This window comes from Pseudothauera nasutitermitis (genome assembly GCF_004801295.1).
GTDB classification, from domain to species: domain Bacteria; phylum Pseudomonadota; class Gammaproteobacteria; order Burkholderiales; family Rhodocyclaceae; genus Pseudothauera; species Pseudothauera nasutitermitis.
The window spans coordinates 573,655-594,415 of the sequence record NZ_SSOC01000004.1 but is presented as its reverse complement, the minus strand read 5'-3'; the positions used below and the strand labels follow the sequence as shown (position 1 = coordinate 594,415).

The 20,761-nt window shown below is 63.7% G+C and carries 17 protein-coding genes; 12 read left to right on the top strand and 5 right to left on the bottom strand.

From position 1 onward, the window contains the following. Positions 1-257: 257 nt before the first annotated feature. From E6C76_RS13115 to E6C76_RS13090, 6 genes are all read left to right on the top strand, one after another. Positions 258-1,322 carry a DUF932 domain-containing protein gene (locus E6C76_RS13115; protein ID WP_136348654.1) on the top strand — a complete coding sequence of 355 codons (1,065 nt, stop codon included), beginning with the start codon at positions 258-260 and terminating at the stop codon, positions 1,320-1,322. Positions 1,323-1,632: 310 nt separating this feature from the next. Next, complete coding sequence (locus tag E6C76_RS13110) at positions 1,633-1,938, top strand: hypothetical protein (protein ID WP_136348653.1); 306 nt, start codon at positions 1,633-1,635, stop codon at positions 1,936-1,938. A gap of 6 nt (positions 1,939-1,944) precedes the next feature. Next, positions 1,945-2,583, top strand: a complete 639-nt coding sequence (locus E6C76_RS13105) for a FlhC family transcriptional regulator (protein WP_136348652.1) — start codon at positions 1,945-1,947, stop codon at positions 2,581-2,583. Between the two features lie 80 nt (positions 2,584-2,663). Beyond that, positions 2,664-4,340, top strand: coding sequence for a MobH family relaxase (gene mobH / locus E6C76_RS13100; RefSeq protein WP_136348651.1), 1,677 nt, complete (start codon positions 2,664-2,666; stop codon positions 4,338-4,340). A gap of 1 nt (position 4,341) precedes the next feature. After that, positions 4,342-6,246: a conjugative transfer system coupling protein TraD gene (traD, locus tag E6C76_RS13095; RefSeq protein ID WP_136348650.1), complete on the top strand. Its 1,905-nt coding sequence runs from the start codon at positions 4,342-4,344 to the stop codon at positions 6,244-6,246. Continuing rightward, positions 6,243-6,866, top strand: a complete 624-nt coding sequence (locus E6C76_RS13090) for a DUF4400 domain-containing protein (RefSeq protein ID WP_136348649.1) — start codon at positions 6,243-6,245, stop codon at positions 6,864-6,866. Before traD ends, E6C76_RS13090 begins: the two co-directional genes overlap by 4 nt. 288 nt (positions 6,867-7,154) lie before the next feature. On the opposite strand, the gene E6C76_RS13085 is transcribed toward E6C76_RS13090, so the two are convergent. The 5 genes from E6C76_RS13085 to E6C76_RS13065 form a co-directional block, all read right to left on the bottom strand. Then, positions 7,155-10,616: a DEAD/DEAH box helicase gene (locus E6C76_RS13085; protein ID WP_136348648.1), complete on the bottom strand. Its 3,462-nt coding sequence runs from the start codon at positions 10,614-10,616 to the stop codon at positions 7,155-7,157. A gap of 12 nt (positions 10,617-10,628) precedes the next feature. Then, positions 10,629-11,072, bottom strand: coding sequence for a hypothetical protein (locus E6C76_RS13080; protein ID WP_136348647.1), 444 nt, complete (start codon positions 11,070-11,072; stop codon positions 10,629-10,631). A 12-nt stretch (positions 11,073-11,084) separates the two neighbouring features. Further along, positions 11,085-11,627 (bottom strand): hypothetical protein, encoded by a 543-nt coding sequence (locus tag E6C76_RS13075; protein WP_136348646.1) that lies wholly within the window; start codon positions 11,625-11,627, stop codon positions 11,085-11,087. Next, positions 11,618-12,727 (bottom strand): hypothetical protein, encoded by a 1,110-nt coding sequence (locus E6C76_RS13070; protein WP_136348645.1) that lies wholly within the window; start codon positions 12,725-12,727, stop codon positions 11,618-11,620. The genes E6C76_RS13075 and E6C76_RS13070 overlap by 10 nt, the downstream gene beginning before the upstream one ends. A 163-nt stretch (positions 12,728-12,890) precedes the next feature. Beyond that, on the bottom strand, positions 12,891-17,348 hold the full coding sequence (locus E6C76_RS13065; protein ID WP_136348644.1) for a helicase domain-containing protein: 4,458 nt from the start codon (positions 17,346-17,348) through the stop codon (positions 12,891-12,893). A 197-nt stretch (positions 17,349-17,545) separates the two neighbouring features. On the opposite strand from E6C76_RS13065, the gene E6C76_RS13060 reads away from it, so the two are divergent. The 6 genes from E6C76_RS13060 (at position 17,546) to E6C76_RS13035 (ending at position 20,733) form a co-directional block, all read left to right on the top strand. Continuing rightward, positions 17,546-17,881, top strand: a complete 336-nt coding sequence (locus tag E6C76_RS13060; protein WP_136348643.1) for a DUF4400 domain-containing protein — start codon at positions 17,546-17,548, stop codon at positions 17,879-17,881. A gap of 119 nt (positions 17,882-18,000) precedes the next feature. Beyond that, positions 18,001-18,246 carry a type II toxin-antitoxin system Phd/YefM family antitoxin gene (locus E6C76_RS13055; protein ID WP_136348642.1) on the top strand — a complete coding sequence of 82 codons (246 nt, stop codon included), beginning with the start codon at positions 18,001-18,003 and terminating at the stop codon, positions 18,244-18,246. Continuing rightward, the gene (locus E6C76_RS13050) at positions 18,243-18,629 is read left to right on the top strand and encodes a type II toxin-antitoxin system VapC family toxin (protein ID WP_136348641.1); all 387 of its coding nucleotides are present in this window, start codon (positions 18,243-18,245) and stop codon (positions 18,627-18,629) included. The genes E6C76_RS13055 and E6C76_RS13050 overlap by 4 nt, the downstream gene beginning before the upstream one ends. Before the next feature lie 192 nt (positions 18,630-18,821). Beyond that, positions 18,822-19,319, top strand: coding sequence for a hypothetical protein (locus E6C76_RS13045; RefSeq protein ID WP_136348640.1), 498 nt, complete (start codon positions 18,822-18,824; stop codon positions 19,317-19,319). A gap of 164 nt (positions 19,320-19,483) precedes the next feature. Then, complete coding sequence (locus E6C76_RS13040; protein WP_136348639.1) at positions 19,484-20,029, top strand: lytic transglycosylase domain-containing protein; 546 nt, start codon at positions 19,484-19,486, stop codon at positions 20,027-20,029. Next, positions 20,026-20,733, top strand: a complete 708-nt coding sequence (locus E6C76_RS13035; protein ID WP_136348638.1) for an OmpA family protein — start codon at positions 20,026-20,028, stop codon at positions 20,731-20,733. The genes E6C76_RS13040 and E6C76_RS13035 overlap by 4 nt, the downstream gene beginning before the upstream one ends. Positions 20,734-20,761: the final 28 nt, after the last annotated feature.

The window sequence follows — 20,761 nt, the reverse complement described above, 5'->3', positions numbered from 1 at the left end:
GCACCCGCCTTTTCAGCGGCACTGCCACGGCGGCACGCGGCATGCCCGCGGTGCCCCTGAAAAGGCGATTCACCCCTGGTCGCTGTCACCCCAGGCGATGCACCCGCATTGCGAAGACAGCCTTGGAGTTCCGGCGCGGTTTCCCGCGCCTTGCCTGGACCGGCACCCGCCGGTCCGTCATCGACCCTGGCGGGGATGCGCATCCCCGCGAGCGGGCGATGCCGTCCCCGCTTTTCATTTCCGTCAAGGAGATTGCCATGAGAAGCGGACGTTCCCTCACCAGCCTGGCCCAGGAGCTGGAGCGCCAGCTGCAGTCGAAGAAGGACCTGATCGTCCCCTCGGCGCTGGTGCGCCACACCACCGACGAACGGGGCCGGACCGGCCTCGTCGTCGAGGAAGACGGCGGCCCGGTGGACTACGGCGTCACCCCGCTCGCGCGCCGCCAGCTGGCGGACAAGCTGAGGATTCCCTATGCCTACTTCGAGCGCATGCGCGAAGACCAGCCCGCCCTGCTCGACCGCAACGTGAACACCTGGCTGCAGAGCGAGGACGACCGGCGCATGCTGCGCACCCTGGATGGACAGGTGCGCGCCGTGCTATCGGACCGCTATCGCCGGCTGGACAACTTCGACCTGGCCGAGAGTGTGCTGCCCATCCTGCAGCAGTTGCCCGAGGTCCATTTCGAATCGGTGGAACTGACCGAGACGCGCATGTACCTGAAGTGCATCACCCCGCGCCTGAGGTACGAGATGGCGCCGGGCGACGTGGTGCAGGCCGGCGTCGTGATCTCCAATTCGGAGGTCGGCCAGGGCACGCTGTCGGTGCAGCCCCTGCTGTACCGGCTGGTGTGCCGCAACGGCCTGATCGCCGCCGACCGGTCGCTGCGCAAGACGCACGTGGGCCGCGCCCTCGGCGGCGAGGACGAAGCGGTCACGGTGTACCAGGACGACACCCTGCGCGCCGACGACCGCGCCTTCTTCCTGAAGGTGCGTGACGTGGTGCAGGCGGCGGTTTCGGACGCCACCTTCCGCCAGGCCGCGCAGAAGCTGCAGAAGACGCTCGCCATCCCCCTGGTGGGCGATCCCGTGAAGACGGTCGAGGTGCTGGCCCAGCGCTATACCTTGAACGACACCGAGCGGGCCGGCGTGCTGCGCTCGCTGGTCGCAAACGGTGAGCTGTCGGGCTACGGGCTGGTGAATGCGGTCACGCACTACAGCCAGGAGGTCGAAGACTACGACCGGGCCACCGAGTTCGAGATGCTGGGCGGCCGTCTGATCGATCTCTCCGCCCATGAGTGGAAGGGGCTGGCGGAAGCGGCCTGAGTCATACGCCGCAGCGCGCGCAGGCAGGGGACTTCGGTCCCTTGCCTGACAGCCGCCGCGCCCCCGGGATCAGCGCGCCGCGGATCGTTGCACGATGGCGGATGCGCCAAGCCCCGGCCTTGTGCGGGACTTGTGTATGGCAAGTGGTGCAGCGCACAAGATTTCCCGAGAATGCCATTGAAATTACCTGTCAACATTGAATATGCTGGATCAGTCGCCCTGGGCGGCATCGCGCCAGATCACCCACGCGGCCTTCCTCCATTGGTGCCCCCAGCATCCATCCCACCAGAGTCGCCGGGAGGACAACACCGTGAGTCACGTGACGCTTACCGACGTCGAGTGGATCAACCTGAACCTGCTCGCCATCATCCGCGCCAACCTGCGGCATGACCGGGACGCGGCCTGCAGCAAGTTCGCGCTCGATGCCACTCAGGCCGACCACCTGCAGGATCTGAGTCTCGAGGAACTGTGGTCGCTGGTCATCCACATCGGCGATACGACCTTGTTTCCGCCGCGGGCCGACCTGGTGGACTTGCTCAATGCGCCCCGCGCCCTGGCCGGCCCCATCGCGCTCGTTCGCCCACCCGCACCGGCGGAAACCGGCCGCCAGGGGTGAACGCCGATGGCTACCCGCGGCGACCGGCATCTGCACGCCATACAACTGGCCCGGCAGTTGGCGGCGCTTGGCGCGCGCCTGAAGACCATCCACCTCGTCACCGGCCTGCCGCCGCGTCAAGCGCAAAGGCTGTTCTTCCCCGATGCGCGCGCGATTCCCCGCGGCCGCGCGCCCGATTCGGCCGAGTGGTATCACGGCGCCAACCTCATCCTGCGCGCCGACGCCTGCCTCATCGGCGCCAAGTACCGGCAGTTGCGCAGCCAGGGGCTACGCGCCGGCGAAGCCCTGCTGCTGGCCTATCGCGCCTACCAGGCGGTCACCACGCGCCCTTGCCGCATCAGCCTGGACCGGGCCTTCAGCCTGGTGTCCTACATCGACGGCATCTGGCTGGCCCGTGCGCCGACGCTTGCCGTGCTGATGTGCCCGGATTGCGGCTGCGCGTTCCTGGCCGCCGTGGGCACTGTCGCCCAGCCCGGTGAAGCCTGCCCCTTCTGCAGGCTGCTGGCGCGCTTCGATCAGGACCATCGCATCCAGGCGTCCTACCCGGCACACCCCACCGTGGACATGACCGCGCGGCAGTTGGGCATGCTGGATCTCTTCCATCAGTTGAAACTCGGCGCCAAAGGCGATAACCCGCCCGAATAAGCCCCATTCCGGCGGGACAGCGGCGACGGTACGCCGAAGAATAGGGCGCCTCACAGTCCCGCCGGAATCGCCGCGCCACCATGGCCACGCCCCCCGCTGCCGTCCGTTCCTACCCCGCGTCCGATCCCGGCTTCGCGGCGTTGCCGGTCGACGAACTGCTCGCTGGCGAGGCGGATCTGATCGCCCGCATCAAGCTGTGCTACGGCGCCGACCGGGACGGTTTCGAGCGCGACATCCTGAGCCTGGCACGCCGCTACGCCGCCTGCGTGCACCTGCTGCCCGCCACCGCCGGCAACTACTTCAGCACGCCTGGCGGCCTGCTGCGCCTGGGGCTCGAAACCGCCTTCTTCAGCCTGCAGGGCACCGACGCCCACATCTTCTCGGGGCGAACGAGCATCTCGTCCCGCCACCAACTGGAGCCGCGCTGGCGCCACGCCACCTTCATCGCCGGCCTGTGCTGCGAACTGCACCGGCTCATGAGCCATGTCATCGTCACCGACGATGCCGGCGCGGTGTGGCCCGCCTTCCTGCAGCCGCTGGCGGACTGGCTTGCCGCCCGCGGCAGTGCGCGCTATTTCCTGCGCTGGCGCCCCGAGGCGGCCGAAGCCCGCGGCCTCGGCCTGTTCGCGCTGCCGCTGGTGGTGCCGCCGGCGGTGATGGCCGATCTGGCCGAAGGCAACACGGTCATCGTCCCGCACCTGCTGGCCAGCATCGGCGGCATCCCGGTCTATCGGGAGCGCAACGTCCTCGACGAACTCGTCCGCCGCTCGCTGGCACTGGTCATCGACCGCAACCTCGCCGCCAGCGCCGACCGCTACGGCTCCCCGCAGTACGGCTCCCACCTGGAACGCTACCTGGTGGACGCGCTGCGGCGGCTCGCGGGCGCCAACTCGGCCTGGACGCCCAATACCGAGAAATCCCGCCTGTGGTACGGGCAGGACGGCCTGTTCCTCGTCTGGCCCGGCGGCGCCGAGGATGTCCGCCAGTTGCTCGAAGCGGACCAACTGGCCGGCATTCCCAAGGCGCCGGAGACCATGCTGGAACTACTGCTGGCCGCCAGCGTGTTCGAGGCGGCAGAGGCGGAGCGCCCGTTCTGGTCCATCCTGCCGCCGGGCGCCAAGTCCCCGCTCGACGCCGTCAAGCTCTCCACCCCGGCCATTCTGCTCGTCGGCATCGATCCGCCGCCTGTTCCCCTGCCCCAGGCGCTGGCAGTCGAGCCGGGCGCCGCGCCGCCGCCCCCGGCAACCCCACCGGTATCGCCCCCCGCCCCACCGGCGGCGCCACCTCCGGGCGGCACCCAGTTACCCCTCATTCCGCCGTCCGATCCACCTGCTGAGGAAACCGCCAGTACGGTCCCCTTGGCAACATCCGTCGAAGCGCTCCCACCGGAGCCCGCACCACCGCCCCCGCCGAGATTCGCGCTGCAAGCCCCACTGCGCCTGAACCCGGTGGTGCGGGCAGCCCTGGCCGATGCCCTCCGCACCCTCGACGAGGACGGCGACGCGGCCGCCTGCATCGTTGCCGACGGCATCTTCGTGCCGCTGGAGACGTTCGCGCGCCATGGCGTCCAGCCGTCTCTCGCGATACGGGCGCTCGTCGAAACGAAACTGCTGGTGAAACCCGGCGGCCACGATGGCCCGCCGACCCGGTCGCACGATATCAATGGCGCCACCTCCCTCGGCGTCGTACTCAGCCCGCACTGCGTGGGCGGAGGCGACCCAGCCGGCGTCACCACACCGCCCGCGCAGCAGGGCTGACATGCTGGTGCGCCGCTACGAAATGCCCTGGCGCCGGACCTACGAGGCCTATGCCGGCATCGCCTGGGGGGTGGCGCTGCTCTATTTCATCGGGGTCGGCGTGGCCGGTGCGCTTCCCCGGCAACTGGCCCTGCCGCTGGCAGCGGCCTGCTTCGCCCTGGGGCTGTTCCGCGTCGCGCAGGCGCTGCGAATACTGATCCTGCGCGCCTCGCTGAACGGGCGCGGCATCGAGACCATCGGCACCGCGGCCCTGGCGCGCTGGTGCGGCGATCCCGCCTCGGTCTTCCTGGGCTTCGGCTTCGAATGGCAGCCCGTCCATTCGCAGCGGCTCTATGAACTGGCCAAGATCGATTGGCGGGCGTTCGCGGTGTCGCCGCGCCTGCTGCGCCTGCTCGGCCACGACGGCCAACCCCAGCCCGACGCCGAGATCGGCCTGCCCTACATCCATGGCGTCGAGCCGAAGGAAGTCCCGCTGCACCGGCCGCTGCAGAACTTCGAGGGCGGCACCCTGCTGGTGGGCACGACCCAGTCCGGCAAAGGCGTGGCACTCGCCAACCTGATCACCCAGGCGGTCCGGCGCGGCGACGTGGTGATCATCATCGACCCGAAGAACAGCCGCCGCCTGAAGCGCGTGGTCGAACGCGCCTGCGCCGACTATCGCGAGCCGGACACCTTCCTCGAATTCCACCCGGCTTTCCCCGAACGGGGCGTACGCCTCGATTTCACCTTCAACTGGCAGAAGCCCACCGAGATCGCCTCGCGCATCCAGTCCATCATGCCGCCGGACACCGCCGGCGCCTTCTCGGCCTTCGGCTGGGACGCGGTCAATGTCGTGGTGCAGGGCCTGGTGGACATCGAGGAACGGCCAAACCTGATGAAACTGACCCAGTACATCGAGGGCGGCATCGAACCGGTGCTGCAGGCCACGCTGCGCCGCTACTACGACCAGACGCTGGGGGCGGGCTGGCGCGAACTGCCCGAGATGAAGAAGCTGCTGCACGACGCCCAGCGCGGCAACCTGAGGCGGCCGTCGGAGGCCGCCAGCGCCGAACTGACGGCCTTCGTCGCCTACTACGAGCGCCACATCGCCCAAAGCCAGCGCAGCAAGGTGATCGACGCCCAGGTGCGGACCTTTCGCCACAACCGGGAGCACTACCAGAAGATCACCGCCAACCTGCTGCCCATCCTGTCGATGCTGACCTCGGGCGATCTCGGCCGCAGCCTGTCGCCCGACCCGTTCGACGCCGACGACACGCGCCCGATCATGAACTTCGAGAAGATCGAGCGCGCCGGCCACGTGCTCTACATGTGCCTCGACGCGCTGCCCGATCCATCGGTGGCCTCGGCCATCGGCGCCCTGGCGCTGGCCGACCAGGCGGCGCGGGCCGGCATGCGCTACAACCTGGGGCGCTACCGGCGCATCGCGCTGTTCGTGGACGAGGTGGCCAACGTCATCAACCAGCCCTTGATCGAGATCCTCAACAAGGGCGCCGAAGGCGGCATCTTCACCACCTGCGCGATGCAGACCCTGGCGGACCTGGCCAAGCGGCTGGGCAGCGAGGACGCCGCACGCATGGCGCTGGGCAACCTGAACAACCTGATCGCGCTGCGCACCAAGGACCGACCGACCCAGGACTTCGTGGTCGAGACCTTCGGCAAGACGGCGATCCATACGATGCGGGTGGGCTTGAGCCACGGCGCGGACGTCCATCTCGGCGACTTCTCGTCGAGCTATTCCACCCAGCTCACCGAGAGCTTCGAGGAAATGGTGCCGGCCGACGTGCTGGGCAAGCTGCCCAACCTCCAGTACTTCGCCTCGGTGTCGGGCGGGCGGATCATCAAGGGCCGGTTTCCGATCATCGATCCCGATGCGGACATCCGCCACATGCCTCGGGCGGTCGCATGATCCGCGCCATCGCCGTGGTGTCGCTGGTAAGCCTGCTCCTGCTGGTGCTGTACTTGCCGTCGGCGCACCCACCGGAACGCTTCCTCGCGCAACTGCGCGCCGAGCATGCGCAGGCAGTGGCGTATTGGGGCGAAGAACCCGCCCTGCGCATGCTGAACCGCGCCATGCGGATGCAGGACGCGACCGCCGACGCCACGCCGATCCCGGCCGCGCACGACGCACCTTCGCCGGTGGATGTCGGCGGTGCGGTGTCCCGGGAGATGTCCGCGGTCAACCAGCGGCTCTTCAACAATCCCTATTTCCGCGCCATCGACGCCCTGCTCCTGCTCGCCAGCTACCGGCTGGCCACCCTGCTCGAATGGCTGCCCTGGCTCGCCGCCTTCGTCCTCGCGGCGCTGGCCGACGGCGGATGCACCCGGCTCGTCAAGGCCAGGGAATTCCGGCAGCATGATCCCGAGATGTTCGCACTGTATGCAAGCGCGGGAATCGTGATCGTGTGCGCCACGGTCGTCGGTTTGGTGCTGCCGGTGACGCTGCCGCCGCTATGGCTGCCGGGTGTGCCGCTGGTCGTTGGCATGCTGGCGGGACAGGCGCTGGCGTGTTTCCATCGGCGCGGATGAGGGGGGATTACCGTCGCCGGAGAGGACGGGGCACCGGCAGTTCCTCGGCCAATCCGGCCGCTCACATATCCGTAAGTCACGGTCAGCACTATGCCGGTAACCTGCCACTCATGCTGAGTCAGGGGTAAGCGGTAGTTTCTCCGGCTGGCGAACGAGAACCTCTATTAAGGCTTGTGCAAGGCCCACCCGCAGACGTCGGTCGCACCTTCACGGTTTTCGCTTAAGGCAGGCATCCCACAACCCTTAACATTCGTGGCCTCGCCAACCAAAGCTGCTTTTGTCTCATCACTAAACATTTGTCCTATGGCGATCTCTCGGAGAATTCTCCGCATCTCGACGTGACGCCTCGCTCTTGTGCGGAGGGCGGAAGGTAGCGCGATCGACAATCTGGCTGAACAAAGACTGCTTACTGCGCGACTCCTGATCGCGCAGAAATTCACTGGCGCCGAAGAAAACCAAGTTCTCGCGGGCTCGCGAGCAGGCCACGTTCAAGCGCTGCCGATCCAACAGAAAACTGATGCTGCCATATGTACGAACTGTAGAATAGAGCACGACATCTGCCTCACTACCCTGAAAACTGTCCACCGTGTCAACTTCAATCGACATGACCTCGTACAGCCGCGCATCTGTCGCTGCCAAGTCCGCCAGCAGTTCCTTAATTGACCGCTTTTGGGCGCCATAGGGGGTAATGACGGCCACTGTCTTCTTCCTGAATTCGCAGCCCAGGCTCTCCTTGCGTATTGCCAGAAAATCCAGTGCCACCTGCAGATAAAGCCGAATGGCCTTCGCTTCCTCTGCATTTAATAGGCTAGGCCCCTTACCATTCTCTTTCGTTTGCCTTCCGTTCGGCACATCGACCCAGCGAAGGGGATGGCCCGGGTCAAGGAATTTTTGGCGGTCATGTACTCTGCCGTTGACTAGGCGCCGCTCGCCCTGATGTGTATAGAACAGATCGGCCACTAGGTCGCCAATCGGTTCGACCATGCGGTATTGCTCACGCAACATGCCCCGGCACCCGTCAGGCAGATTAGTGTACAGCTGTTCGAAGAAACTCGTCTTGAGGAAGGTTTCCTCCAGGAATGGCAGGGTCTCCCGGGCGTCGGCTTCGCGGAGTTCCGCGGCAATGCTCGGCGGCAACTGGAAATGGTCTCCGATAATGATCGCTTTGCGGGAGCGCATCAGCGGAATCAGCATCTCCGGCACGGTAGAGCGTCCGCCCTCGTCCATGATGCACACGTCGAAAACCAGCCGGTCTGTGCCGTGGCGGCGCGAAGCCATGCCCACGCACGTGGCGCCAACCACCGGGTAGTCGTTCACCAGTAGTTCCGTAAGCTCTTCGTCGAATCGCGGACGTCCGTCGTCCCCGGGCGAATACACGCTTTCAATCCAGTCTTGCACTAAAGCGGCGCGCGCATCCATATGCAGCGCGACGGAGCGACTGTACTCCTGCTGACGGCTCGTCAGGTAATCGCTAAGGATGGTCTCCGTCATGTTCGGATGCAGGCTTGCCTGCACCTTGCTGATATCGCCTCCCATCCGCACGACATTCTTGCGACGGTCTGGATAGCGCTCCAGGTAGCGATCGAGCGCATTATCCACGGCGGTATTCTGCTGTGAAACCACCAACACCCGGCTTTCCGGCGCTGCGGCGAAAATCTGATACAGCAACTCGACGATGCAGGTGGTTTTCCCCGTTCCCGGCGGCCCCTGGATCAAATACAGGTTGGACTCGGTAAGCGCCTCTTCGACGATACGCTTGGCAACGGCCGCCTTGCCAGGGTCCTGCCAATTTTTGTCCTGCCACTCCAAGCCCTGGCCGACCCGGGCTTCCCACACAGGGTCGGGTTGCGGAACATAGCCCGCCGGCATGATAAGAATCTGTTGCAAGACTGGATTCTGCAGGCGACCGTTCATGAAGGCCTGGAGAGCTTCGCGCTGCCGCCCCAGGTTGGCTAGTTCCCCGCCCAGCGGGAAACGCAAACGCAAAGGCATTGTCTCAATGCGTTCGTACCGATCGTATGCGCCCGGACGCCTAATGCCTGCATGCGAGAGCCGGAATAGCCCCTTTTCCAGCGATTCCGGCAGTCCGATCAACTCCCCGATGCGCAGCCACCGTTCGCCCGAGGCGCTCATGTACCGCTCTTCAAGAAACAGCTGCGGCTTAAAGAATGCCTTCTCGATCAAGCGTTGAAGGTCTGATCGAAGATCGGTTTCGCACCGGCAATCCCACTGCCCTTCCTCCGGATCTCGATCGGGCGTCAGCCAGAACGTCTCGTATCCGTTCTCTTCCAGCAGATAGTCCGTCACCTTGCTCCACCGGCTAAAGAACTCGCCCGCAGCCTTGCGGCCTGTCACATCCTCGCCGTAGCGGGTCTGCTGATTACAGAACTGCAGGAATTCCTGGAACCTCAGCGCATCGCAGAATACATGGTCTCTGAATCGCCGGTCGATCAGGCGCACCGAAAATGGCAGCTCGTCCAAATCAACACTACGGATGCTGGTGCGCGCCGTATCGACGAGCTGCAGTTGGATGTCGCCCGGGCCAGCTTCCGCCTCGACCTGCCATGCCCCGATTTGCAGCGTGACGCAAAACCGGTCTTGCCGCTCGACGCAACTATACAAACACCAAACTGCCCCTTGGGCGGCTTCCTCGATCAGCGGGTACAAGTCATGCTTACTGGCATCCGCATGTAGGAATACCGGCGCGCTAGCGCTGCTTTTGCCGCCTACGTCCAGCGATTCTCGATACTGCGTGACCGTGGTATTCCCGTTGCTGAGAAGCAGGTCGTAGTAATGAAGAAAGACTTCGATCTTCTCTCCCGGCAAATAGCGCTTGCCCGGAAAACTCGATTCAGACCGTGGCAGAAAGGCGGATAGCCCGCCATTGAGCCCCTGCTGCCTACCCACGGTGCAAAAACCGGGGTAGCATTGCACGATATATCCGTCGCCGAACACGTCATGGCGCTTCGCCTTACGAACAATCCCTGTGCACGGCAGTTGCTCGAGGACATGCTCTACATAGAGTGCACCGCGAAGAATGCAGGCTTTGAAGAAATGGGGATTTTTCTGCGCCAGCAATTGCACCGGTATCGCTTCTTGGTCCGGATACTGAAGCATCAGCGCGCGCTGCGTGGCATCGCTGTAATCGCCGCCTACACGTTCCTGTAGCAGTTCGAGCATCTGGCCGTACCCGTTGCGAACGCGGTCAAGCTCCGTAACCGAAGCCACGGCCACCTTGCCGCCGTAGTACCAGTCTTCGGGCAAGCGTACCGACGGGTCCGGAAAAGAGATCAGCGTCTCGAAGCGCCCATGCTCCGACAGCCACTCCTGCTGTTTCAAATACCAATCGCAATAGTTACGGTAGGCCTGTAGACGGTTCCCCGTGTCCTCCAAGCGCGCCTGCAGCAAGCGCAGCGCGTTGCGGCGGTAGGAGCTGATGGTGGGGTCGCTCAGACTGGTTTTCAGCGTGACAGCCAGTTCCTGGAACTCCTGCAGTGGCGTATTCACGCGCTCCCGGAAGCGAAGGCAGTATTCACGTCGAGTGGCTGCCATCTCGGTGGCCAGCTGTTTTCTCTTGATCGCCTGCCTGCGCCGGTCGTCATCCACGCTGGCACTATACCGCCTGCGCAACTCCGCATTCCTGCGGCGCAGTTCTTCCTGCAGCGCCTCTTCTTCGTCGGTCATCCTGTCATACAGGTAGGCCACCACCGAAGCACCGATGACGATGCCTGCGACCAATGCTGGTAGCATGCGCAGCCCCGCCTAGTTCTTTCGTTCGTTGTTAAGCAACGCCTGATAGGTGTCCACGATCTGGGCCTTGTTGACCTCGGAGTCCTGTACAAGCCGTTGGACTAAGCTTTCCCGAACGCGATTCTGGGATGCCTTGTCATCGCGCTCGATTGCAAGCTTTACCATCGCCGTCTGGAAATCCTTGTCGTCCTTTTCGCGCAATCGGGCGATTTCATCGTGCGCCACGTTGGCGGACAGGCGATGCCGCTCGGTGGTCTGCCGGGCAACTTCAATGTCGGCAGCTGCCTTTATACTAACTTGGTTGGTCTTTTCCTTCTCCTTGCCCAGGTCTATCAGGCCGCTGCTGACCGAGACAATGCCTTTGCCGATATCGAGCACCTTGTTCACCGTCTGCGCATTGGTCTTGCTGCCGGTGCTCTTGCCCGCTTCGTCCTGCTTCGGTGTTGGCTTCTTCATTGTTTGGTTTCCTCACTCTTTCACAGCATTCATCATGGTCTGCAGCTGCAGATCGACTAGGTCGTAATACGCGCGCTCCAGCTTTAACAGATATGCGCAGTTCGGCGCCGAATTCACGCGCAGCGCGCCAATAGCGCCCCCCATGCTCTTCGCTTGCATTGTGAGGCTGTCGAAGGTATCTCTGCTTATCACGACTTCCGCCGCAATGACAGACAGGCGCGCGCGCAACGAGCTGACTGTTTGCGCATGCCTGTCATCCATCACTTTTGCATTGATTGCCTGCTGCTCATACAACTCCTCCAGCAGCCGGCGCAGGGTGTCTCCTTCGATCTCCAGTTGCCGGGTAACTTCCTTGGCTCTTCTATACCCAACATAGGCGTCCAGCGCATCAAGTACCGCCAGCGCCGCGTCGACGACCACCACGGGACTCACGGTGGATGCGCCATGCCTCGCGGCCGTGTAAATGTGTTTGCCAGCCCGCGCCATGCGATGCACGCGCTCGCGCTCGTTGTCCTCCCATTCGTACAGATCTGCGAACAGGTCTACTACTCGCATGGCAACTCCGCTTCAGGGGCAAGTTCTGTTTCGCGCGCGGTTTGATTGAACGAGATCAAGAACACATCCGCGCCTTCGTGCATCAGGCGGGTCAGCGCCCGGTGATCGATCGTTCGCCGCGCATAGGTCCGGCTTGTGGTGCAGGTCACGGACAGACCCGCGGGTACGATCGTATCGGTAAGTTCTGGCGGATGCGTGCCGATGGCCGCTGGCACGACCGCAACGTCCGGAGCCGCCGGATCGGCTTGCCTGTCGGAAATGAAATGTGGCAGCGACCGCTGGGTGACCAACTCTAGGTATGACGTCCGTGCGGCAGGTACGGCCACCGGCCAAGGAAAGCCCTCGGCTCGGCCGAACTTCAACGTCACTTCAAGCACCGGCACCAGCAGCAATGGCAGTGCGGCCTTTTTTCCAGCCGCCGCCGTATCTGCAATGTCCAGCAACTCGCCTGCCGACAGGCGCAGCGGGTAATAGTCCTGCGTGTCCATCGTCTCTTGCGCCAGCACGCAGTCCATGTAATCGACTTCTTCCGAGATCAACTCCTGGGCGCCGCTCCAGAAATGCCCGATGAGATCGGCCAACTTGTTCTGGTCCAGCAGCCTGTGTAGCCGGCTCACGTCGTCGAACAAATGGTATTGGTACCGGCGAACCGGCAGGCGAACCTCCGGCCTTGCGTCTCGACGGGAGTCCCCGAGCGGAATCCGGATCAAACTACCGGGGTCAGGCGTAACCAGAAGGTGGGCCGCATTCCGGTCCACTGTGAAACTATCGAGCCAGACTCGATGATCGCCCTGGCGCAAATATTGCTCGACAGCAACCATTCTGGCGCCGCGCTCGAGTAACGTCACCACGGGCGCATCGGTATCTCGTGCGATGGAAACAAAATGGTGGCGCTCCAGGAAGGTCATCTGTTGCAGCAACACCATGTGCGATAGGGCCGTGACTTCCGCGATCTGCTCCAGCGCCAAGCCGTCGGCCAGCGCGCGAAGGACAAAGCGCGATACGCCCCCCAAGCTGTCCAGCAGGCGATGCGAAAAACGCATCCGGTAGCGTTGAAACGGCAACAGCAGCGTGATGGTGTCTTGGGAGGAAATGTTCACTCTACTCGTTTGAAAAAAGAGAAGGCAGTTCTACGGCGCACGTTCAACGAATAAGCTCAAGGATAGCGGGAGGTGCCGACGTCCATAAAGCTGTCCACTATATTTGAAGCACTTTTCGGGTCGACGGCATTTCTGGAGCCTCACAAGACCACCGTACTGTTCATCACCGGCGTATAGCAAGGTCGATCATGATTCCTGACATGCGAAGTACCGCCACGTCGCTGCCGCAGTTGGGTAACTCGATGCTTAGGCCCCATGCTGGAATTTCCCAGCACCCGTCACCGTTCTTGATCTCTACTAAACCGACAACGCGCTGGCCAGCCCATTCAAGGCGCGCCGTATCCATGGTTTCCAGATGCGTTAGGAGACAGAGTTTTTTGTCGCGCTTCACCTCGACCCTCAGACCCGCAATTTCGATGGCTGCGTCCCGGATATCGTCAGCGTCCCGTGGAGAAACTGCGGGTGGCGATGAACCCTGCTCTTTCCGTGGAGCCTCCACGGGAAGGACAGGGCCGGCATGAGTATGCGGCGGGTTGACGAGCCCCTCAATCGCACTGGCGATCGGGGCGCGCCTAATGTCGTATGCGGTAGCCTTCTCCAGCGTGCCGATCGGGTCTTGCGCTTCAAATTCCGGATACTCCGCAAGCTCAGCGGGACGTGCCAATTTCCAGTCTTCAGTCTTGACCCGGATTTCCGCCTCAATAGCCTTCCCTTGCTTCGGGTCGCTCTTCTGCCGGGAGCGCTCATACTGGAGTTGCCGCGACTTGACCGCGAGCCAGCGCATACGAATCTGCAACTGCTCCTTGCTACGAAGATTTTCGCGCAAAGCCGCCTCGTAGAACATCAGCGAATCGGTTATACGCCCGGTACGCTCATGAGCTGCGCCGGCCTCAAGGTAGCTAATATGCGTATTCCATTTGTTGTCCTTCACCCGGAGGAAATCTCTTAGGAACTGACTTATGATCTTTTCGGATCGAGGAGGCGCAGAAGGCAGCTTGTCCGAGCGAGCAAGCGCCTTGACCAAGCTGATCTTCAGGTCAAACGCCATGTCTTTCAGCCAGGAACGGACTTCTTTGTCCCGCCACTCGTCTCCATTGCCCAGCGCGCCGTTCGCAAGGAAAGACGTCACGGAATCCCACTCCCCTTGCTCCACGAAAATGGCCATCGATAACGTCAGCGCACGATTCGCCAGATCGTCTTTCCGCTCTCGATGCGCTGCCAGCGCCACCGCAAGGGCTCCGCCGCCGGACCCTGCTTGGGTCGCCAACGCCAGCGATCGATCCAACTTGTTGAGGTTTAGCAGGGCGGCGATTACGGTGGAGGAATCCGCCGCGTTGAGTACGGTGGACGGATGCGCCTCGAACTCTGATGAAATCCGCTGGTGATCATTCAGTCGACCCCAAAATTCCAGGCATTCGGGATACGGCGACGACTTCGCGCGCGCCTCGAGATAACGCGCACTTCGCCGGTCCCCCTGCTCCTCCCAGCCATCCGCAGCGCGCTTGTACTCTTCGGCAACGAAGCAGAATTCGGCAAGCAGCTTAGGTGCGACCCGAATTCCAAATCTTTCGAGCCTGTCGAGTATCTGCAGCATGCCGGCCGCGACGGCCTTCGGAATGCTCAGAACCGCCTGGCCGACCATCCGGTCGAGCAGCGCCTCCACTGCTGCCTGCCAGATCGGCTCCCCGTAACTGGCCTGGGCGAAACGCGGGTCATTGTCCGTCCGCTGAAGAAAGCGCTCGATCACGTCTGTTGCCGCGCGAACGTCGGGCTTCGATTGAATCGCCTTGGCCCATTGAACCTCGATCGATGCGAGCAGTTCGGGATGATCGTTGGTCAGTTCCAACAGCTTGAGCCAACCTGGGCGTTCGGCACGCCACAGGCAGCGTCGAGCGTCTTCGAGCAGACCGGCTTCGGCGTAGGCCGTCCCGGCTTCCAGCGCCTTGTCGTCGAAATCCAACGCCCTGGCGCGGCACTCGCGCCACTTTGCAATGTCGTCGGATTCTCGGTACGCGCTTGCCGCTTGCATCATCAAATAGGCATCGCGCCGCGCGCGGCCGTCCTCCTCGAACGCTCGCGCGTTCTCAAGGCGGTCGGGAACGTCATCGCGCGATAGGTCGCCGGGGCGGCCGACCACCATGCCCCCGATCTCCGACGCCCACACTTCCACTCCGCGTTTGAGCGCTCCGACCAGCCGCTCACGCGCGAACTCGTCCTTTGCGATGAGCCACAGTTTCCGGAGTCCATCGTCACCATCCACAATTACCAATCGCGACTTCGGTCTTGAGACGGCGACATATACTCGATTGATGAAGTACTGGAGAGAAAGCAACTGCCTCGAATCGGCGTCTCCTGCCGTGGTTTCGCCGAGCGGTGCACAGAAGTCCTTGTCCGCCTGATCGCCGAATCCGTAGACGACGACCGCCGGATATTCACAGCCTTTGGCCCTGCCCGCGCTAAGCACATTGCGGGGTATGCCGTCGACGAGTTCGATGTGTTCCCGCAGGTTCGGATCCTTCGCCACAAACTCGGCCTCTTCACCTTCATTGCAGGGGACAATGACTACGTAAGCGCTGGCCTGCTCGCGGAATGACGACCAGAACCCCGCGTCCCCCGACCTATAGAACAGCACCGCCGGCGCATTGCGCTGGCGAAGCCACGGCCGTTGCGGCCGCAACTCGGGAATCCCGAAGGTTGCCGACCGCAGCGCCTGAACCAGATTGCAAAGTCGGACGATGGGCTCGGAGGAACGGTAGTTGTAGTGGAGTTCCCGGTAGTTGAGATCGGCTTTTTCCGTTCGGCGCCCCGGATCCAGTTCGTAGATGAACTTCTCCACAAACGCTGCTTTGACTGAATCCCAGCGGAATCCAGTTGGATTGAGCGTCTGGAACTCATCTCCCGCGAAAGCGAAGGGAACCCGGCTGACCGCATCGGGCGGCAGCGATCGGTTCGAATACAGGCTCAGGCGCAACAAAACCTCGAGTTCGATTCGGGTGAAATCCTGGGCCTCGTCGCAGAACACGGCCGAATAGCTTCGCGGCGCCAGGTCGTGGTCGAGAATACAGCGAGCCAGGTCCTGGTCATCCCAATATCCCTCTTCGCGGACGCCGGAATACCAGCGCAACCAGACCTGCTCGTAAACCGCCGCGAATGTCTGCTCGGTCACAGTCAGCTGATTCTCCGACAGTTGGCCGTAGTCCTCCGGCGAGAGTAACTCGACTGCCCCCATCCCCTTGATGTAACTGCGAATCACGTGCCACGAGAGGTCCGGGCCGTATTCGCGGCTCGCCCTGGGGTCTTTGCCGAAGCGCTGCTCCCAGAGGCGGCGGAAGCGCGGATAGTCAATGTGCTTGGCATTCTGAAAACGGGAGCGTGTTTCCCTCGGCAGCAGGCTGAGCATGAACGGGTGGAACTCCCGAAATGCCTCATCGAGCAGATTCGGAAGATCCATGTCTTTGCACGTCATGCCGTCATCCGGATCCACGAATTGTGCCTCGCCGGTCAGCAGCCGATGCACGAAGTTCCTTGCGTTACGCAGCAACTCGCCGTTTGCCGTTAGATAGAGCGGACACCCTAGTGCGCCGCTCGTCCCCGCGCCGCCTCCAATGCCGAAGCCAACCCGGGTGCCGTAGGCGAACAGGATGTCCGCAAAGAGGTACTGCAAGATCGTGGACTTCCCACTTCCTGCACGACCGTTAATGAAGAGCGGAAACGGCGTGTCGGAGTGCCTTGCGCTCTTCAGGACCTCGGATTCCTCGGGCGAAAGCGCCATGTTGGCGATCTCTTCGCGTTCAAGATCGATCCAAAGCTCATCGTCGGTGAGTACTGTGGCAGGATAGGCCCGACGGCTCGCTTTTAGTAAGAGTTCGGTTTCCCCTGCATCGAGGCCCGCCGCTGCCTGTCGAACCTCAGCTTCAACAGTGGAAGTGTTTGCCCCATCAACCACTCGCAACAGAAGGACATACCCCGCTCGACGGTAGGACCAAATTCCCCAGCCCTGTTTTTCTGAGGAGGGCAAATACTGTAACCCTTCGTCGCCCGACAGTGCCTTGGTACAAAGCGGCGCAAGTCGGGTAAGCTGATTCTGGATACGTAATTGAGCAACCTGTTCCACCCACTCATGCGACTCGCAGACAATGCGATCCAGTGCATCTTCCTGGGCACACGCACCAGGGATGACGAGACCCGCATGCGAGAATGCCCCGTAGAGCAATTCGTTCTCGACATCCGAAGGATCGGGCTTGGCGGGTTGCTGACCCAAGGCAGTTCGATTGCCGACAAACGCCGCCAGCGTCGCATCGCTGACAAGATCATCAAAGTGCCGTGCACCGTAAACCACTGGATCGCTGCAGAAATCCTGTTCGTACTCCCGACTACCGCGGATCATCACAGTAAGGAACACCACAACCAGATGACCGCCGACTTTCTTCTCCTTGGCGACCAGTCGCGGCTGCCGCCCGGTCAGCTTTTTCTTGACATGGTAGGGAGGGGGAAAGGGGTCGAACTGAGACAAGCTCTGTGTCTCCTCGACACTTGTTCGCAAGCGCTCAATCGCTTCGCTCACACCGTGGCGCTTTGCGTCGTCCCTGCATGTATCGGTGATATAGACGAATAGCGTCAATTCCCTCTCCTGATAACAGATCTGAATCATCAGCCGGGCGCGCGGCAAACCATCCCGTACTTGACAAACGAGCTTAGCGAACCAGGTCACGGCAAAGCCAAAGCTGGCCAGATTCTGCCATGGATAACATGACCGGTGGCTACTCACCTCGACACTCCGCCCGATCCGACGGCAGGTAACCGGCGCATTGCAGCCCGATAGACCACGGTGGAACAACGGCAGTTCAGGCCGAGTTGCAGGTGTCGGCTACCCGACAGGCCACCCTGCTCGAATGGCTGCCCTGGCTCGCCGCCTTCGTCCTCGCGACGCTGGCCGACGGCGGATGCGCCCGGCTCGTCAAGGCCAGGGAATTCCGGCAGCACGGCCCCGAGATGTTCGCGCTGTACGCGAGCGCGGGAATCGTGATCGTGTGCGCCACGGTCGTCGGTTTGGTGCTGCCGGTGACGCTGCCGCCGCTGTGGCTGCCGGGCGTGCCGCTGGTAGTCGGCGCGCTGGCGGGACAGGCACTGGCGTGTTTCCATCGGCGCGGATGAGAGGCTACCCGGCTATACGAACTGCGTGGGGGTGAAGGATCAATCCGGGCCCAGGCACCTTGCACACGCGACGAGCATCAAACTAAACTAACAAGACTTAGTTCAATCAAGTGGAGGCCATGCACACCGTCAACATCCATGAGGCCAAGACCCGGCTTTCCCGCTTGGTCGATGAAGCGGCCAAGGGCGAATCCTTCATCATCGCCAAGGCCGGCAAGCCACTGGTCAAGGTGACGCCACTCGACGCGCCAGCCGGCCCCGACCAGCGCCGGCTGGGCTTTCTGGCCGGCAGGATCGCAGTGCCGGACGACTTCGACAGCATGGGTGCGGCCGCAATCGAGCAGATGTTCGGCGGCGAAGCATGAAGCTGCTGCTGGACACCCACCTGCTGCTATGGGCCGCGGGCATGCCGGAGCGGCTATCCGATGCGGCGCGCACCCTGATCGAGGCGGCGGACAACGAGCCTTGCTTCAGCGCGGCCAGCCTGTGGGAAATCACCATCAAGCGCGGCCTCGGCCGGGCCGATTTCCAGGCGGACCCGCGCCTGTTGCGGCGCGGCCTGCTCGACAATGGCTATACCGAGTTGCCCATCCTGAGTGAGCACGCCATCGCGGTGGACGTCCTTCCGCCCATCCACAAGGATCCGTTCGACCGCATCCTGGTCGCACAAGCCAACACCGAAGGCATCCTGCTGCTGACCGCCGACGCGCTCGTTGCACGCTATCCCGGCGCCATTCAGAAAGTTTGAAGTGCGGGCTCACGCCCGCCATCCGCCCCTGGCGCCACAGGTCGATCTTTCACCGCTGCACAGTGCTCGAAGCCTTGATGGCGAAATCCCCGCCATAAAGAGCGACATTCCCGGGAGACACCCCGAACAGGGGCGCCTACGCTCTGGTCATGCGCTCGAAAGCGCATTACGCCACGACTCGAGGCCCGTACCATGATCACCGCGACACCAACGCCCCGTCCGCACCGCGCGACGCCATCCGTTGAGGAAGGCAACACGCTGGACGTCGTCGAGACCCGCCTGTGGATTGACGAACACGACTGGCTCTACGGCCTCCTCAAGCGCCCGGAGAATCTGGCGCCGACCTTCCGCCTGCCCGACCTCATCAGCGCCTGCGTCTCCGCGGCACTGGCACCGCCGGACGGTGCCCGCAGGCTTTTCAGCTACCTCGGCACCCAGCTCGTGCTGCGCGATCCCGCCACGGCCCGCCGGCGCGAAGCGATGTGGCGGCCGCAGTACGAACAGCTGCAGGCCTTGCAGCGCTCGCCGGCGAATCAGCACCCCAACCCCAAGTTCCAACTCGACCAGTTGACCACCGCTGCCGTCGCCCTGTGCCGCGAGGCGGACCCTTCTGGCAATCTGGCCCTCAAGCACGCACGGCTCAACATGGCCCGGCGCGCAACCGGCCGCGCCGTGCCGGAAAGCGGCTGATCGCGGCACCGCCCGCCCGATCCGCTACCTGCTCGCTTACCCGCCTGATTCACCTCGCCCACGCAACGCGAGCCGACCCGTCCCCCACCCTGGCCGGCTTGCCGGCCCCGACCCTTGGTCCTTCCGCGCCCGCGGAAGGTGGTTCGACGCTCGAGAGGTGAGTCATGCCCCGCCCTGTGCTCCTCGCCCTGTCCATGCTGTGCGGACTGCCCCAGTGGGCCCATGCCTGCTGGGACGAGGTCGCCCAGCGCCACGAAGTATCAGCCGACCTGCTCTACGCCATCGCCAAGGTGGAATCGAACCTCGACCCCAAGGCCGTCAACCGTTCGCACCTTTCGCGGACGGATTCCTACGACATCGGCCTCATGCAGATCAACAGCCGCCACCTGCCCAGGCTGGCCCGGCGGGGCATCACCGAAGCACACCTGTTCGAGCCATGCACCAACCTGGATGTCGGCGCGTGGCTGCTGGCCGACCTCTTCTCGCGCCTCGGCCGCAGTTGGAACAGCGTCGGGGCCTACAACGCCGCCTGCACCCAGCTCAAGGGCGACGACTGCGCCCGGGCCAGGGCGCGGTACGCCTGGAAGGTGTACCGCCAGCTTCCGGGGGTCACCGCCGCTTCGCGGCAGGCCGGCACGCCTCGCCACGCCGCCCCTGGGATCGCCGCCGATATAGCCGTCCCGATGCTCGCCGTACGGGTGGCGCCATGAACATGTCTCTCGCGCGGGTGTCGCGCCGGCTCTGCCAGGCGGTTGCCACGGCCGCGCTGCTGTATTCCTGCGCCCACCCGCCGACGCAGCCGCCGCCCACCCCGCGCACCGTGGGCCACCTTGCCCAGGTCGGCTACGGCGCGCGGGCGGACTTCGTCCGCTGCGTGCCGCCGGCGTGCCCGACGCCCACCCCCAAGACACTCGACCGGGTCCCGAGCACCACCGCGGCACACGCCCCGCGCCCAGTCGATCCGGTGCCGGTTGTGCCCGATCCGGTCGTGCCGGCATCCGTTCCCGGGCCGGCAACGGAGACCGTGCTGCCTCCGGTGCATGTCATCGCGCCAGCCATCGCCGAAAGCCAGACCTGGACGGTGCGCTTTGCGTTCGGCAGCGCCGAACTCGGTCCCACGGCCCGAACGGTCCTGCGCGAGGTCGCCGAGGCACTGCCCGATGCAGGGCGCATCACGATCACCGGCCGCACCGACGCCACCGGCCCGGCCGACGTCAATGACGCACTCGCCACCGCCCGCGCCCATGCCGTACGCGAACACCTGGCGCAAGCGCGTCCCGCGCGCCGGGACGCCATGACCGTGGAGGCGGCAGGCAAGTGCTGTTTCGCCGCCAGCAACGACACCGCGGCCGGGCGCGCGCGAAACCGCCGCGTCGAAATCACGGTGGACCGCCTCGCGCCCTCAGGATCGTAACCCGCCCCGCACCCGCAACTAACCCGCT

What these genes read in the sequence shown, in the direction of transcription:
- E6C76_RS13105 (WP_136348652.1), top strand. Translation starts at nt 1,945, where the DNA reads ATGGCTACCCGCGGCGACCGGCATCTGCACGCCATACAACTGGCCCGG.
- E6C76_RS13085 (WP_136348648.1), bottom strand. Translation starts at nt 10,616, where the DNA reads ATGCTACCAGCATTGGTCGCAGGCATCGTCATCGGTGCTTCGGTGGTG.
- E6C76_RS13035 (WP_136348638.1), top strand. Translation starts at nt 20,026, where the DNA reads ATGAACATGTCTCTCGCGCGGGTGTCGCGCCGGCTCTGCCAGGCGGTT.
- E6C76_RS13115 (WP_136348654.1), top strand. Translation starts at nt 258, where the DNA reads ATGAGAAGCGGACGTTCCCTCACCAGCCTGGCCCAGGAGCTGGAGCGC.
- E6C76_RS13045 (WP_136348640.1), top strand. Translation starts at nt 18,822, where the DNA reads ATGATCACCGCGACACCAACGCCCCGTCCGCACCGCGCGACGCCATCC.
- E6C76_RS13090 (WP_136348649.1), top strand. Translation starts at nt 6,243, where the DNA reads ATGATCCGCGCCATCGCCGTGGTGTCGCTGGTAAGCCTGCTCCTGCTG.
- E6C76_RS13050 (WP_136348641.1), top strand. Translation starts at nt 18,243, where the DNA reads ATGAAGCTGCTGCTGGACACCCACCTGCTGCTATGGGCCGCGGGCATG.
- E6C76_RS13080 (WP_136348647.1), bottom strand. Translation starts at nt 11,072, where the DNA reads ATGAAGAAGCCAACACCGAAGCAGGACGAAGCGGGCAAGAGCACCGGC.
- E6C76_RS13055 (WP_136348642.1), top strand. Translation starts at nt 18,001, where the DNA reads ATGCACACCGTCAACATCCATGAGGCCAAGACCCGGCTTTCCCGCTTG.
- E6C76_RS13075 (WP_136348646.1), bottom strand. Translation starts at nt 11,627, where the DNA reads ATGCGAGTAGTAGACCTGTTCGCAGATCTGTACGAATGGGAGGACAAC.
- E6C76_RS13040 (WP_136348639.1), top strand. Translation starts at nt 19,484, where the DNA reads ATGCCCCGCCCTGTGCTCCTCGCCCTGTCCATGCTGTGCGGACTGCCC.
- traD (WP_136348650.1), top strand. Translation starts at nt 4,342, where the DNA reads ATGCTGGTGCGCCGCTACGAAATGCCCTGGCGCCGGACCTACGAGGCC.
- mobH (WP_136348651.1), top strand. Translation starts at nt 2,664, where the DNA reads ATGGCCACGCCCCCCGCTGCCGTCCGTTCCTACCCCGCGTCCGATCCC.